Origin of the sequence: Winogradskyella litorisediminis (assembly GCF_042675765.1) — a bacterium.
Taxonomy (GTDB): domain Bacteria; phylum Bacteroidota; class Bacteroidia; order Flavobacteriales; family Flavobacteriaceae; genus Winogradskyella; species Winogradskyella litorisediminis.
Map to the genome: position 1 here is coordinate 310,016 of NZ_JBHTJL010000016.1, position 14,832 is coordinate 324,847.

Below are 14,832 nucleotides of genomic sequence, written 5' to 3' on the forward strand. Positions count from 1 at the left end.
ATGGTTTAGATATATTAAAAAGCCAATGCATTTGCATTGGCTTTTTATTTTTCATGTTCAAATTTCAACTGACTTACTGGTCTAGTCCTTTAAAAGTAGGATTCAACAACACAGGTTTTCCAAAACCAAGTTTTTCTAATTTATCGAGTTGTGTTTTAGCATCGCCAACAACCAAGTAAATCATTTGGTCTGGATTGAGGTATTTGCCAGCTAGACCTTTTATATCTTCAACAGTTAATGATTTTACAATAGCTTCTCTTTGTTTGGCATAATCGTCATCGTAACCTAACTCACTTATGTTAGATAACATACGCAATTTTGCACCAAGAGTTTCAAAAGCTCTTGCGTTACTTTTTATAGTATATCCTTTTGTTACTTCTAAATCAGTGCTATCAAAATCTTTGGCGTAATTTTCTAGTATTTCTTTAATCAAGGCTGCAGATTCGTAAGTTACGTTTGTTCGTACACCACTTGAAATTTGGAAATCACCGGTTAATTCATCTCCACTAAAGCTTGAGCGTATTCCGTATGTGTAACCTTTTCCTTCTCGTAATTGCTGGGTAAGTTGCGAAGCAAATCCTCCGCCACCAAGTCTGTAATTCATGACAGTTGCTGCATAGTAATCATCATCAGTTGCTTTTGGTCCTGGATATCCAAAACGCAATTGCGATTGCTTTGCATTTGGTACGTCGTAGAAATATACGGTGGATTTGTTTGGCGTTTTTACTTCTGGTAATTCTGGAATTGTTACGTCTTTAGCTTCCCATTTTTTATTGATGGTTTCTAAGTTTGAAATTACTTTTTCTTGAGAAATATCTCCAACCACATTTAATGATGCTAATTTTGGAGTTAAGTTAGTATTGTAATAAGATTTTAAATCTTCAATTGTAATCGACTCTACAGACGCTTCTGTTCCTTGATTGTTTTGTGCAAGTATATGGTCTTTGCCGTAGAGTAATTTGGCATATTCGTTGGCAGCAATAGCGTTTGGGTTTGCCTTTTGACGTTGTATACTACTTTTTACGCTTTGTTTAGCTAGCGCAAATTCTTTTTCGTCCCAACGTGGCTCTAGTAAAACTTCTGTTACTAAATCCATAGTTGCATCAAAATGTTTAGATAAGCAGCTACCTGTAATATATACCGCATCATCTGTTGCGTAAGAACTAATGCTTGCACCTAAACTTTCAATTTCGTTTTCTAATTGTTCTGGGGTTTTATTCTTCGTGCCTCGTGTCATTAATTCTGCCATCAAATTAGAAACTCCGATTTTGTCCTTATTTTCTAACAACATACCGCCTTTAATCTTCATTTGGAATCGTACCAAAGGAACTTCATCATTTTCAATACCTGCTACACTAATCCCAGAGTTTAAATTTTCTTTCCAAACTTCGGGTACTTTTACATCAGGACTTTCGCCATAAGGAGGCTCTATGCTTCTATCAAAACTAGATGGTGTTTTTTCGTAAGTGGCTGCGATTGACGCGTCAAAAGACTCTTCTGCACCATCCACAATTTGTTCTTCAACAACTTCTGCCAATTTAGAATTTTCTAAAGCCATACTTGTTTCACCTTTTGGTACAAAACTTACTGCAATATGGTTTTTATTTTTAATGTATGTGTTGTAAACGCGCATCACATCTTCTGGAGTTACAGCTAAGATATTCTCAACATCTTTTGTGATAAAACTGGCATCACCAGCAAACATCTCATATTGTGTTAAATTTGCGCCTTTGCCTAAAACACTTGACAAACCATTATAAAAATTGGTTTCTTGACCAGCTTTGATGCGGTTGAGGTCATCTTCAGAAATTCCGTTTTCTTCAAATTGTTTAAAAGCTTTATCTATTGCTTTCGCCACATCATCCAAATCCACCTGGTCAAAAGCTGTTACACTTAATTGAATTTGTCCAGAAACTTCAGAATTATATGCACCCATACCAACAAAACTTGTCAGCTGTTCATCTTGCACTAACACTTTATCTAATGGAGCTTTTTTCCCTTGTGATAAATATTGATTCAACACGCTTAAGGCATAAGAATCCTCATGATAATTAGGTACACCTGGCCAAACCATGGTTAATCGTGGTGCACGAGCAAAATTATCTTCATAATACAAACGCTTTGTACTTTCTAAAACTGCAGGTTGTTTTTCTAACTCTGGTATATTTTCGCCGCGAGGAATTTCATCAAAATACTTCTTCACCCACTGTTTTGCCTGCTCTTTATCAAAATCGCCTGCAATCGTTAAAATGACATTATTCGGAACGTACCATCGGTTAAAAAAGTCCTTCACATCTTGAAGTGTAGCATTTTGTAAATCTTCTAAAGACCCAATTACTTGCCAGCTATACGGATGACCTTGAGGATATAAGTTTTTGTCAATTACATATTGCATATGACCATAAGGTCTGTTGTCTACAGATTGGCGTTTTTCATTTTTTACGACTTGTTTTTCCTTTGCCAAAACAGGCTCAGTTACAGTGTTGATGAAGTAGCCTAATTTATCAGCTTCTGCCCAAATCATTTTCTCTAGAGCGTCTTTTGGTACCGTTTGTAAATAATTTGTCCGGTCACGACTAGTAGAACCATTGGCGCCAGAGCCACCAATACGCGCACTCATTTTATCAAGTCCACCTTTACCAAGGTTTTCAGATTCTAAAAACAGTAAATGCTCAAATAAATGGGCAAAACCTGTACGACCTTCTTTTTCTCTTGCAGAACCGACATGAGCAGTTAGAGACACGGCAACAACTGGGTCTGAACGGTCAATATGAAATAGAACTTTTAAACCATTATCGAGTTCAAAAGTTTCATAATCGACTTTTAGTTCTGATGTTGCTGAAGCCGTTTCAGTATTGTTATTTTCTTTACATGCGAAGAAAACGAGTCCGGTAAGGACAAAAAAGCAAATGGATTTTATGTGTTTCATAGCTTGGTGATTGTTATAATTATCTCTCGACTGTCTGCCGAAGCATCGGGACGAGATTGAAATTCATGATTTTTTATCTATGTTGTCAGTTCGAGTGAATTTTTCGATTCAAATGAGAAAAATTTATATCGAGAACCATTCTCACTTAGAAAGCTTCTCTATACATCTCGACAAAAAGTCGAGACACTCGAAGTGACGTCGGTTATTTATAATTCGAAAGCATTATTATTTACAAAAAAAATAGAGTTGACTAAAAACAGTTTTCCGTTTTCCCAAAAACTTCGGAATAATGGATTGTCTGCCATATAAATAAAACTTCCGCTTCCCATGCGTTCTTCTCCAAAAACTAAAGTGTTTTCTAAATTATTTAGTGCATTTTTTCCTGCGAAGCCTGAAAACACATTAGTGTCCGAAATGTGACCAACATTATAACCACTATCTAAAAGCGCATAAGCTGAACTCCCAATTTTTAACGTGAAATAGTCTTTATTGTAACCAAATCCCATCGGATGTGTGTTATCAATCTGACTTTTAAAAATGGCACCTGTAATTAAATTATTGGCATTTTTTCGTTCTCGCTCTGCATAAGGTATTAGATTTTTTGATTCTGAATTTTCATCTGTGGTTTCGTTCTTTTTATATTTAAGACTAAAACCATCTTTACCGGCAAAACTTCTTAATGCAGCATCAATAGCGATTACTTTTCCGCCAGAACGTACCCAATCTTTAAGTTTTTTCATGTTACCTTCATTCAAAACGCGACTATAATATCCACTTGGCATAATAAGTATGTTATATTTATTGAGATTAGTTCTGCTTAAATCATCGGTTTTTATTGCCGTTACAGGATATTGCAATTGCTGCTCAAAAAAGTGCCAAAGCGCGCCGTAACTCAAAGACGATGTGCCTTCGCCTGACAACATTGCAATTTTCTGTTTGTTGATGAGTTTTATATCTGGCGAGCCAATATCTGGTGTGGTTTGTGAAAAGCCTGAATTGATTATCTCTAATGTTTTATTGTGTTTTCTCACGATTTCATTTAGCTTAGACTGCATATTCTCCAACTTTGCATTGTCACCTTTTGTGATGATTAAAGAGCCACGTTCGAAGGTTTTTCCATTTGATGTGAATGGCTTTTCTGTAAAACGTACTCTAAAATTTGCTTTTAAAAGGGATGCTAAAAATTTGGCATCTTTCATAGAATTCCAATCGCTGACATAACCATAAGCGTCTTTTAAAATCTCAACTTGAGAGATTTTTGCGTTTACATTACTTGGTATTTTAGATGTACTAGCCACAGCATCTAAACCGTATGCATAAGGCATACTCCAAGCTGTGATGTCATAAGTTAATGAGTCAGTAAGTTTCGCATTGGGTTCAAATAGCACTTTTACCATTTTACCTTTTGGCTGATTGGTATGCACAACAAGCGTATTTTCATCAGTGTTTAAACTGCCTTGATTTCCTGTAGTATAATTGTAACCGCTGACTTTACCAGAAGTTCCATTTTCAAATTGAATATCGTGTTTTGTCAATAACTCTTTTAAAGTTTCGATATTATCAGGATTACCAGAAAGCGCGTAACTCTTGTATTTCAAGTTTGAATTATCGAAAAATTTCCCAAACTCGTCATTTAAACGTTTGGCATTTTTTGAAGCAATTTCAACAGTAGATAAACCAGTAGTCGTATGATGCGTTAAACGCTCAACTAAAGTCAATACATGGCCTTCGTCGTTTAAAATACCCAAACCAGCACGTCCATGTCCGCCTTGCTCGTAAGTCATGCCAATAGCGCCCATGTACGTTGGATACGTGTCGCCATAACTTGGATAAAACAAATCGAAACGTTCTCTGGTAAAAAATAACCAACCTTCTTTGTCAAAATATTTGGCGTGGTTTTTACCAATTTCAGTTTGAAAATCTCGCTGAAAATCTGAAATAATTTCATGAAATGGTTCTGCTGCTGGCGCAAAATAATACGGTTCATTGATGCCTTGCTCATGGAAATCGACATGAATGTGTGGCATCCATTTGTTGTACACTTTAAGCCGAGATGCAGATTCAACCTGACTTGCCCAAGCCCAATCACGATTTAAATCAAATAAATAATGATTTGGTCTTCCGCCTGGCCAAGGTTCGCTATGTTCGCTAGCTTGTTGGTCAATATCGTATGGCATACTTGCCGTTTCGTTAAACCAATTAACATAACGGTCACGACCATCAGGATTGATACATGGGTCTATAATAATTACTGTATTTTTTAACCAATCTTGCTTTTCGGTTAAAAGTTTGTAAAGCGTTAGCATCGCCGCTTCGGTACTAGATGCTTCGTTACCATGAACATTATAACTTAACCAAACGATAGCAACTTCAGGATTATTAGAAGTACCATTGAGTAAACCTGTGTTCTTTAAATTATTCTCACGAATACTTTCAAGATTTTTAATGTTTTCTTCGCTAGAAATATATGTAACATATAAGGGACGACGCTCGTAAGTTTCGCCATATTTTTCTAACATTACTTGGTTTGGTAATACGTTTTCAACAGCTTTAAAGTAATCTATGACTTGATGATGTCTGCTAAATTGTGTTCCTATGGGATAGCCTAAAAACTCATCAGGCGAAGGTATGTTTTGAGAAAATGTATCTAGGTTAATTGCTAAAATAAAAAGTAACGCTAATAAAAATCTTTGCATAGTTTAGTTAGTTTGTATCAAAGCTAGTAAAAATAAATACTGCATGTTATAAAAAGTGCTTTAGCTATTCATATTAACTAAAAATTAGCAATTGTCATTTATGCTTGCTGTATATTTATGCCATAATTTAAGTTTACAAATGCCAACCGACTGTTTACCGTATAGAGAAACCAATTATTTTTCTAAGTTTATCTGCGATTATTTGGATGAAAAACCAGAATTGCAACCGCTTTATAATCGTTTTCCTAAGTTGGAAAATTTTAAAGCACAGTTGGAAGAAAAAAGCTTGTCCGTTCGAGCGCAGTCGAGAACTATTTTAGTTGAAGCTCTTAAAAATCAATACAAAAATCTCGATGCTTCAGAACTAACCCTTCAAAATATAGAGAGCTTACAATCTGAAAATACCTTTACCATAACCACAGGTCATCAACTCAACTTATTCACTGGACCATTATATTTTCTGCACAAAATTGTATCGACCATCAATTTGGCGAAGCAATTAAAAGAGACATATCCCGATAATAATTTTGTGCCAATCTATTGGATGGCGTCGGAAGACCATGATTTTGACGAAATCAATTATTTTAACTTTAAAGGAAAGAAAATTCAATGGCCAAATAAGGTTGAGGATAATGATGCTGGCGCAGTTGGGCGATTAACTACTGAAGGTTTAGATGCCGTTTATGAAATCATTTCAGCCGAATTCGGACCAGGTAAATACGCCGACCAACTTAAGCAATGGTTCAAAAATGCTTATTTAGAACACGATAATTTAGCTGATGCGACACGCTATTTGGCTAACGCACTTTTTGCAGAATACGGATTAGTCGTTTTAGAAGCCGATGACCGCGAATTAAAACGTTTGTTTATTCCGCATATGCAAAAGGAATTAATAGAACAAACAGGTCTTAAAACGGTCAACGAAACGAACGAGAAGATTGAAGAATTAGGTTATAACATTCAAGTAAATCCTCGTGAAATTAATTTGTTCTACATTACAAAAAATCTACGTGAACGCATTGTTTTTGAAGACAATCGCTTTTACGTAAATGATACCAAAATTTCTTGGTCAAAAGAGGAATTGAAATTGCATTTAAACGAAAAACCCGAGTGTTTTTCACCTAACGTTATTATGCGTCCGTTGTATCAAGAAGTGATATTACCAAACCTTTGCTACATCGGCGGCGGTGGAGAAATGGCATATTGGTTTCAACTTAAAAGCAATTTTGAAGCACAGAAAGTGACGTTTCCAATATTATTGCTGCGCAATTCGGTATTATTAAAAACCAAAAAACAAGCAAGTAAACAAGACAAACTTCTTATTACAAATAAAGATTTATTTTTAAAACGTGATAGTTTTATTAACAAACGCGTACGTCAAATCTCAAATATAGACATCGATTTTACAGAACAAATTGAACATCTTGAAAAACAATTTCAAGATTTATATGCGTTAGCAGAACAAACTGATAAATCTTTTATAGGTGCTGTTGATGCGCAAGTAAAAAAGCAAATTAAAGGTTTACAACATTTAGAAAAACGATTACTAAAAGCCCAGAAGAAAAAGCTTGCGGATGAAATTTCACGAGCAACGGACTTGCAAAGTCAACTATTTCCTAACAATAGTTTACAAGAGCGTAACACTAATTTCTCAGAGCTATATCTAGAATTTGGAGACCGACTTATTCCAGAATTAATCGAAAATTTAGAACCTCTAAAAAAGGAATTTACAATTATAACGCTTTAGAGGTTTTAGCTTAAAAAATCTGTTAAAAAAAATACTTCAAAAATCACATTTCGTAAATCGTCAATCTAAAATCAATTGCTATTTTTGTGTATGCAACACAACAAAGTACTTATTTTAGATTTCGGATCGCAATACACACAGCTTATTGCGCGTCGCGTTAGAGAGTTAAATATCTATTGCGAAATTCATCCATATAACAAAATTCCTTCAGATGCAGACAGCTTTAAGGCTGTAGTGTTATCTGGTAGTCCAAATTCGGTAAGAGGCGAAGCGGTTTTACATCCTAAATTAGATGATATTCGCGGGAAAAAACCTATGCTTGCCGTTTGTTATGGTGCGCAATATTTAGCTCATTTTTCCGGCGGTGAAGTGGCAGAATCAAACACTAGAGAATATGGAAGAGCCAACTTGAATTTCATTGCTGAAGGCGAAGACTTTTTCAAAAATATTTCTGAAGGCAGCCAAGTATGGATGAGTCATTCAGACACCATAAAAAAATTACCTACCGGCGGAAAGCTTTTAGCAAGTACTGCTGATGTGGAAAATGCAGCTTATAAAATTGAAGGAGAACCAACTTATGCCATCCAATTTCACCCAGAAGTTTACCATTCTACTGATGGTCGCCAACTTTTAGAAAACTTCTTGGTTGATATTGCAGATTGTGAGCAAGATTGGACTCCAAATGCTTTTGTGGAAGAAACGGTTGAAGATTTAAAAGTTAAACTTGGCAACGACAAGGTAGTTCTCGGATTATCTGGTGGTGTTGACTCTTCAGTAGCTGCGATGTTATTGCACAAAGCAATAGGTAAAAATCTCTATTGCATTTTCGTAAATAATGGATTGCTACGTAAAAATGAATTTACAGATGTCTTAAAACAATACGAAGGCATGGGATTAAACGTTAAAGGTGTAGATGCTTCGGCACGCTTTTTGGATGCTTTAGCTGGTAAGAGTGATCCTGAAGAAAAACGTAAAACCATAGGTCGCGTGTTTATTGAGGTTTTTGATGATGAAGCAAACGAAATTAAAGATGTTAAATGGTTAGCACAAGGCACCATTTATCCGGATGTCATAGAAAGCGTATCGGCAACTGGTGGACCAAGTGCAACGATAAAAAGTCATCATAATGTAGGAGGTTTACCAGATTTTATGAAGCTTAAAGTCGTTGAGCCATTAAAAGCATTATTTAAAGATGAAGTAAGACGTGTTGGTGCATCTATGGATATGGATGCGCAACTTCTCGGTCGTCATCCATTTCCAGGTCCAGGATTAGCAATCCGAATCCTTGGTGATCTAACAAGAGAGAAAGTACGTATATTACAAGAAGTTGATGCTGTTTTTATAGACAATTTACGTTCTTGGGGATTGTATGATAAGGTTTGGCAAGCAGGCGCAATATTACTGCCAGTCAACAGTGTTGGCGTAATGGGAGATGAGCGTACTTACGAAAAATGTGTTGCGCTTAGAGCTGTAGAAAGTACAGACGGAATGACAGCAGATTGGGTAAATTTACCATATGAGTTTTTGCAAAAAACCTCAAATGAAATTATAAATAAAGTAAAAGGTGTTAATAGAGTAGTTTATGATATTAGCTCTAAACCACCTGCAACTATTGAATGGGAATAGTAGGTCATTAGGCCGTTTGCAGTCGCACCATTTGTGCTTCAGCATTCAATTTATTTCAATAATTATAAGTATTATGAAAAATTTTTTAGCGATAATCATTTTTGTTTTTTCACTTTCTGCTTATGCGCAAGAGTACAAAACGCATAAAGTAAAATCTGGTGAAACAATAGAAACTATTGCAAAGCAATATCTGGTCACACCGTTTGATTTGTATGCTTTAAATCCAGATGCAAAAACAAATTTTGCCGTTAATACCATTTTAATAATACCAAGTTCAAAAGTCACAAACCAAGAAATTGTTGAGCCATCGCGAACCGTTATTGATTATAAAAAGCATAAAGTAAAACGAAAAGAAACGCTTTTTGGTTTATCACAACAATATGGTGTAAGTGAGGATGAAATTAAAAAAGCCAATCCACGATTATATTCTGAAGTTTTAAAGAAAGGTGACCGTATCCGAATTCCGCGATTTAAAACTGTGGTTTCAAAACAGACGATATCTAATACGTTAAAGAAATATACTGTTCAGCAAAGTGAAGGAAAATGGCGTATTGCATATAAATTTGGGATTACAGTGCCAGAATTAGAAGCTTTAAACCCTAATATGAATGATGTCATTCAACCAGGAGATGAGCTTAATGTGCCTAACATTTCTAATAACGAAGAAAAAGAGACCACGTCTAAATATAATTACTACGCTGTACAGCCAAAAGAAGGGTTTTACAGGTTAAAAGTAAAGTTGGGTTTAACTCAAGACGAACTTGAAAAATTAAATCCTGAATTAAAAAAAGACGGATTAAAAGAAGGTATGGTTTTAAAAATACCTAAAGACGCTGAGGTTAAAAAGAAAGCATTTCAAGATACAGTAAAAGTTATTCAAACTGATTTATCTAAAACAATTTACAACAGAAAAACAAAACGCTTAGCAGTGTTGTTGCCTTTCCGACTCAACCGAATTGATATGGATTCTATTGAAGAGGTCAAGGCAATGATGAAAACTGACAGAGTATTAAGTACAGCTTTAGATTTCCATTCTGGTGTTATTATGGCATTAGATTCGGCAAAAAAAATAGGAATTTCAACTGACTTAAAAGTATTTGACACTGAAGCTAATACAGGTCGTGTTGCAAGAGTTACTAACGATGAAGATTTTGAGGATTACGATGCAGTAATTGGGCCGATGCTTACTAAAACTTTTGACCGTTTTGCTTCCGAGGTCCGTAACGATGTGCCGATATTTGCTCCTTTAGCGATGCCATCAAAAGTAACGCGTAATGTATATCAAACTATTCCAGAGGATAAAATACTGATGGAAAAAATGATAAATTTTGTTAAATCAGATTCGTCTTACGTCAACATGATTATCATCGCAGACCAAGCACATAAAGAGGTGAGTAATCAATTAAAAAGAGAGTTTCCAAAGGCTCAGCAGATTTTTACAGAAATGAAAGACGGTAAGGATTTAAGTTTTATTTATCCAACGCGTTTAGATGGTATTTTTAAAGACGGAAAAAACATTGTATTTCTAGAAACCGATGATACCTCTTTTGGAGCAAGCGTTATTAGTCTAATTAATGGAAAATCTGTTGATCAAAGAGAAATAGTGTTAATGACAACAGATAAAAGTCGCGCTTTTGAAAGCGACGGACCAGATAATAATTATCATTTATCAAATTTAAAGTTTCATTATCCGTCCATTAATAAAGAGTACGATTTAGACAATGAAGCTGATTTTATAAAGGCTTACAGACAGAAATATAAAGTTTCTCCAAGTAAGTATGCTGTTCGAGGATTCGACTTAACCTTAGACATTTTGTTACGTTTATCAGCTTCGGAAGATGGTTTATCTAATTTACCAGAAGACTTGCTTACAGAACAATTAGAAAATAGTTTTCACTACATCAAAAAAACGTTTGGTGGTTATGTTAACGATGCAGCTTATATTGTGATGTTCGATAATTTAAGGGTGGTTGAGGTAAAACAATAACAGCGCTGATTTAACGTTGTATTTGAGATGAATAATGTGGTATTTTATTTATCTTAATCGATACAAACTAGCTCACATATTAATAATTTATATCTTGAAAATCCTAACCCTTTGTCTTTTTTTCTCCATTGGTTGTTTTGCCCAAAAAGCGGACGACATCACTTTTTCATGGGACGAGAATAGACCTTTAACTTGGGAAGATTTTCAAGGTAAACCTGTTAAAAATACCGATGCGGCAGCATTGACAGCTTCAGGAATTTCTTTTGGTTTCTCCATAGGAAAAACAGGAAACAAAATCACAGAATTTACAGCAGATGTTGAGTGTTTATTTTATCCAGAAGAATCTTGGTACAAGCCAAATGAGGCAGACGCACATATTTTAAAGCACGAGCAGTTGCATTTTAATATAACCGAATTGCACGCACGTAAATTTAGAAAACACATCAGCGAGTTACAGCCATCTCGTCATTTACAAAATCAGCTTAATAAAATCTACAAAGCTATTAGCCAAGCCTCTTACGAGATGCAACAACAGTACGACGAAGAAACCAATCATTCCATTAATAAAGAAAAACAAGCCGAATGGCAATCTTTTATCACGGAACAATTAAAGCGTTACGAAGCGTTTAAAACCCAATAGTTTTTGCAACCCGATAAAGCCTCTTTAATAGAACTCGCCAAATACAAAATGCCCTTTGGTAAATACAAAGACCAATATTTGGTCGATATTCCAGAATATTACTACACCTGGTTTAAGCAAAAAGGTTTCCCAAAAGGAAAACTAGGCAACATGATGCAACAGATGTATGAAATTAAAGTAAATGGTTTGGAGGAGATTATTTATAGAATTAAACGGGAATTTTAGTTGAGGTTCGTTTAAAGTTTTCGGCTATTAGTAGTTGCGTGGTTAAGCAACTAAATTAGTAAATACAAACCGAATAGAAAATCCGCGAGGATTTTCGTAAGTAGGCTAGAACTAGCAATAAATTATATACGGTGTTGTAGCCAGTTTTTTGTTTATACTTATTTGTTGATAAAAATAATATAATTTTATTTTTTTTAAATCATTACTTTTGACTTTTAATCAATCTAATTAAAGGGTAATTAATTATGGATTTGAAAATATTGTTGGTTATTCTAACCGTTACAGGTGCAATTTTAGCAATAACTAATAATGTTTTTAACATAAAGGAAAAATTCAATAATTGGATAGGAAAAAATAAGAAAAAGAAATTTAAATCCTCTTTTATTGAAAATAATCCGGATTTTGAATTTAGGACTGGGTATATTTCAAATTCTGCTCCAGGCGTTTGCAAGTTGACTATTTCAATTATTAATCTTTCTAAAGAAATCAAATATATTAATATGGTTTCTTATAATTTTGAAATTCTAAATGATGACAAATATTTGCCTCCTTATCAAATTTTAAGACAAGGTCAGTTCCCAAAGCGATTAGAAAATGGTGAGCCATTTCATATTCAAGAAGATTTTCATAATATTTTATTCAATACACTTTATGATTATTGGCAGAAAAATGTAAAAGTCTATGCTACTTGTAGAAGTACTGTTGGTGACCTTTTAAGGTCCAATTCTGTAGAATATGATGATTTAGTAAAGCGTCTTATTCCCTTAAGAGTGGACTATGAAAATCTTGCGCACGATTTAGCAGAACAATTTAATGCGCAGAATAGGGATATTGAAGTTTCATTATGGCAGTTACAACATTTTGATAGAATTACTAGTCATGTTGCAAAACAACTACAGCAAAACAATATTCCTGTATTACAGTTTTTAATTGAAAATCATGGAATTGTATGGAAGGATAATAGTTCTTGGCCTCAAATTTATAGAGAATTAGAAACAAAAAAGATTCCTCCTAAAGTTCTTATAGAAAATCTTAAAAGTTTGGTCGAAAATGAGGCTTAAATTGGTTACAACTTTACTAATATGAAGTCGTTTCGATGATTTATATCAGACGTTAAACGAAGTTAGCTTTAAATTTTCGAAAAGTCAAATGATTTTCTAAGCCTAAAAAGCGAAGAAAACAAACCCCAAACTTTTAGCCAATACCTCAATTAATTTCGTAAATTTGCCTGCGTTTAAAACTTCTACCAAACACGGTAAATAACGCAACATGACAACGCAACCAAAGTATATTTTTGTAACCGGCGGTGTGTCTTCTTCTCTTGGAAAAGGCATCATTGCGGCTTCTTTAGCCAAATTATTGCAAGCGCAAGGTTACAGAACGACCATTCAAAAATTAGATCCGTACATTAACATTGACCCAGGAACGTTGAATCCTTACGAGCATGGCGAGTGTTACGTTACTGATGATGGCGCCGAAACCGATTTAGATTTAGGTCATTACGAGCGTTTCTTAAACGTACCAACATCTCAAGCCAACAATGTAACTACTGGTCGTATTTACCAAAGCGTTATCGATAAAGAACGCCGAGGTGAGTTTTTAGGAAAAACGGTACAGGTCATTCCGCATATAACAGACGAAATTAAACACCGGATTCAAATTCTTGGCAATTCTGGAGATTACGATATTGTTATTACCGAAATTGGCGGAACCGTTGGTGACATTGAGTCGTTACCTTATGTTGAAGCCGTAAGGCAGTTAGAATGGGATTTGGGCGATAACAACACCTGCGTTATCCACTTAACTTTAGTGCCTTTTTTATCTGCTGCCGGCGAATTAAAGACCAAGCCAACACAACACAGCGTAAAGACATTGATGGAAAGTGGTGTACAAGCCGATATTTTGGTGTGTCGTACTGAGCATGAGTTAAGCGACAGTATCAAAAATAAATTGGCACGTTTTTGCAACGTTAAGCAAGAAGCTGTGATACAATCTATTGATGCTTCAACAATATATGAAGTACCAAATTTAATGCTCGAAGAAGGCTTAGATAAAGTCGTTTTAAAACAATTAAAATTGAATAGCGATAAGCCAGATTTAACCATTTGGAATCAGTTTTTACATAGACATAAAAACCCAAAAGGCGAAGTGGTTATTGGTTTAATTGGTAAATATGTAGAGTTGCAAGATTCATACAAATCTATTTTAGAAGCCTTTATACACGCTGGTGCAGAAAACGAAGTAAAAGTTACGGTAGAATCTATTCATTCTGAATATTTAACGGTGAAAGATGCCGAGAAAAAACTGAGCCATTTAGATGGTGTATTGGTCGCACCAGGTTTTGGAGAGCGAGGCATCGAAGGTAAAATTGAAGCCGTACGTTTTGTACGCGAAAATAACATTCCGTTTTTAGGCATTTGCCTTGGTATGCAAATGGCCGTTATCGAGTATGCACGCAATGTGTTAAAACTTGAAGGTGCCAATTCTACCGAAATGAATGAGCACACATCGCATCCTGTTATTGCGCTGATGGAATCTCAAAAAAACGTTGTAAATAAAGGCGGAACTATGCGTTTGGGTTCTTGGGATTGTAAACTCGAAAAAGATAGTGAAGCTTATAAAGCTTACAATTCTGAAAACATTAAAGAACGTCACAGACACAGATTTGAATTTAATAACGATTACAAATCGCAAATTGAAGAAGCAGGACTTAAAGCCACAGGATTAAATCCTGAAACTGGATTGGTAGAAATTGTAGAAATCCCAACTCACAATTGGTTTGTTGGTGTGCAGTATCATCCAGAATACAAAAGTACAGTTGCCAATCCGCATCCATTATTTGCGTCTTTTATTGCGGCGGCATTAAAATTTAAAAAGAATAAATAAAAAAATAATCGTGTCACTTTGGCACAACACTAACGTTTGGAAAGCTTTTTGGGCTAGACCAAACAATCATTTAACTAAACGTTGACCGCTAAAGTT

Annotated in this window: 9 protein-coding genes; 7 read left to right on the forward strand and 2 right to left on the reverse strand. The window is 35.0% G+C overall.

The window, feature by feature from the left end:
• Window positions 1–73 precede the first annotated feature (73 nt).
• Both ACFQ1Q_RS12575 and ACFQ1Q_RS12580 read right to left on the reverse strand, forming a co-directional pair.
• Window positions 74–2,929 carry a M16 family metallopeptidase gene (locus ACFQ1Q_RS12575; RefSeq protein WP_386132075.1) on the reverse strand — a complete coding sequence of 952 codons (2,856 nt, stop codon included), beginning with the start codon at window positions 2,927–2,929 and terminating at the stop codon, window positions 74–76.
• 206 nt (window positions 2,930–3,135) lie between these two features.
• Window positions 3,136–5,625: a M14 metallopeptidase family protein gene (locus tag ACFQ1Q_RS12580; protein WP_386132078.1), complete on the reverse strand. Its 2,490-nt coding sequence runs from the start codon at window positions 5,623–5,625 to the stop codon at window positions 3,136–3,138.
• Between the two features lie 139 nt (window positions 5,626–5,764).
• Here ACFQ1Q_RS12580 and bshC point away from each other — a divergent pair, with 139 nt between their 5' ends.
• The 7 genes from bshC to ACFQ1Q_RS12615 all read left to right on the forward strand — a co-directional run bounded on the left by bshC (window position 5,765) and on the right by ACFQ1Q_RS12615 (window position 14,736).
• Complete coding sequence (gene bshC, locus ACFQ1Q_RS12585) at window positions 5,765–7,372, forward strand: bacillithiol biosynthesis cysteine-adding enzyme BshC (RefSeq protein ID WP_386132081.1); 1,608 nt, start codon at window positions 5,765–5,767, stop codon at window positions 7,370–7,372.
• 90 nt (window positions 7,373–7,462) lie between these two features.
• On the forward strand, window positions 7,463–8,998 hold the full coding sequence (gene guaA / locus ACFQ1Q_RS12590; RefSeq protein WP_386132084.1) for a glutamine-hydrolyzing GMP synthase: 1,536 nt from the start codon (window positions 7,463–7,465) through the stop codon (window positions 8,996–8,998).
• A gap of 73 nt (window positions 8,999–9,071) precedes the next feature.
• The gene (locus ACFQ1Q_RS12595; protein WP_386132087.1) at window positions 9,072–10,985 is read left to right on the forward strand and encodes a LysM peptidoglycan-binding domain-containing protein; all 1,914 of its coding nucleotides are present in this window, start codon (window positions 9,072–9,074) and stop codon (window positions 10,983–10,985) included.
• 94 nt (window positions 10,986–11,079) lie between these two features.
• On the forward strand, window positions 11,080–11,625 hold the full coding sequence (locus tag ACFQ1Q_RS12600; RefSeq protein ID WP_386132089.1) for a DUF922 domain-containing protein: 546 nt from the start codon (window positions 11,080–11,082) through the stop codon (window positions 11,623–11,625).
• Between the two features lie 3 nt (window positions 11,626–11,628).
• Window positions 11,629–11,850 (forward strand): DUF3820 family protein, encoded by a 222-nt coding sequence (locus ACFQ1Q_RS12605; protein ID WP_386132092.1) that lies wholly within the window; start codon window positions 11,629–11,631, stop codon window positions 11,848–11,850.
• 245 nt (window positions 11,851–12,095) lie between these two features.
• Window positions 12,096–12,911 carry a hypothetical protein gene (locus ACFQ1Q_RS12610; protein WP_386132094.1) on the forward strand — a complete coding sequence of 272 codons (816 nt, stop codon included), beginning with the start codon at window positions 12,096–12,098 and terminating at the stop codon, window positions 12,909–12,911.
• Window positions 12,912–13,119: 208 nt separating this feature from the next.
• The gene (locus ACFQ1Q_RS12615; RefSeq protein WP_386132096.1) at window positions 13,120–14,736 is read left to right on the forward strand and encodes a CTP synthase; all 1,617 of its coding nucleotides are present in this window, start codon (window positions 13,120–13,122) and stop codon (window positions 14,734–14,736) included.
• Window positions 14,737–14,832: the final 96 nt, after the last annotated feature.